At 62.7% G+C, this 1,375-nt stretch carries 1 protein-coding gene; it reads left to right on the top strand.

Annotated features, from left to right (window positions below; translation table 11 throughout):
• Window positions 1–1,353 (top strand): glucose-6-phosphate dehydrogenase (gene zwf, locus V9L17_RS21210; RefSeq protein WP_337352796.1); only part of this gene is annotated, 1,353 nt, incomplete at its 5' end.
• Between the last annotated feature and the right edge of the window lie 22 nt (window positions 1,354–1,375).

Raw genomic sequence — 1,375 nt, 5'->3', positions numbered from 1 at the left:
GGTTTCGGGCGGCGGGCGTGGAGTGATGGGGAGTTCGCTGCTGAGGTGAAGTCCTCGGTGCAGGCTTATGCGCGGACGCCGTTTGATGAGGCGGTGTGGAACCAGTTGTCCGAGGGTGTCCGGTTTGTCCAGGGCGAGTTCGACGACGATGACGCGTTTGAGCGTCTGGGTGACACGATTGCGTTGTTGGATGAGGAGCGTGGAACGCGGGGTAATCACGCGTTTTACCTCTCGATCCCGCCGAAGGCCTTTGAGCAGGTCTGCCGTCAACTGTCCAAGCATGGCCTGGCGCAGGCTGATGGGGAGAAGTGGCGGCGGGTGGTGATCGAGAAGCCGTTCGGGCATGACCTGGAGTCGGCGCGGGCGTTGAATGACATTGTGGAGTCGGTGTTCCCGCCGGATGCGGTGTTCCGGATTGATCATTATCTGGGGAAGGAGACGGTGCAGAACATCCTGGCGTTGCGTTTCGCGAACCAGTTGTTCGAGCCGTTGTGGAACGCGAATTATGTGGACCATGTCCAGATCACGATGGCTGAGGACATCGGCACCGGTGGCCGGGCGGGGTATTACGACGGTGTGGGTGCTGCGCGGGATGTGATCCAGAACCATCTGCTGCAGTTGTTGGCGCTGACGGCGATGGAGGAGCCCATTTCGTTTAATGCCGATGATTTGCGGGCGGAGAAGGAAAAGGTCCTGGCCGCGGTCAAGCTTCCGGAGGATTTGTCCACGCATTCGGCGCGGGGCCAGTTCGCCGGTGGCTGGCAGGGCGGGGAGCAGGTCCAGGGTTATCTGGAGGAAGACGGTATCCCGGCTGATTCGACTACCGAGACGTTCGCCGCGATCCGGGTGGATATCCATACCCGGCGCTGGGCCGGTGTGCCGTTCTACCTGCGCGCGGGCAAGCGGCTGGGCCGGCGGGTGACGGAGATCGCGGTGGTGTTCAAACGCGCGCCGAACCTGTTGTTCCGTGACCATGGTGAGGATGATTTCGGGCAGAACGCGGTGGTGATCCGGGTCCAGCCCGATGAGGGCGCGACGATCCGGTTCGGGTCCAAGGTCCCGGGCACGCAGATGGAAGTCCGGGACGTGACGATGGACTTCGGCTACGGGCACTCCTTTACCGAGTCGTCTCCGGAGGCGTATGAGCGTTTGATCCTGGATGTGCTTTTGGGTGAGCCGCCGTTGTTCCCGCGGCATGAGGAAGTGGAACTGTCCTGGAAGATCCTGGACCCGTTCGAGGACTACTGGGCCACCCTGGACGAACAGCCCGAACCCTACGCCCCGGGGTCCTGGGGCCCCGCCAGCGCTGATGAGCTGCTGGCCCGTGACGGACGAACCTGGAGAAGGCCATGATTGTTGACCTGCCGGACACCAC

Source organism: Pseudarthrobacter sp. CCNWLW207 (assembly GCF_037203945.1).
GTDB lineage: Bacteria > Actinomycetota > Actinomycetes > Actinomycetales > Micrococcaceae > Arthrobacter.
The sequence above is the reverse complement of the archived record's forward strand: the minus strand, read 5'-3'. Positions and strand labels throughout refer to the sequence as shown.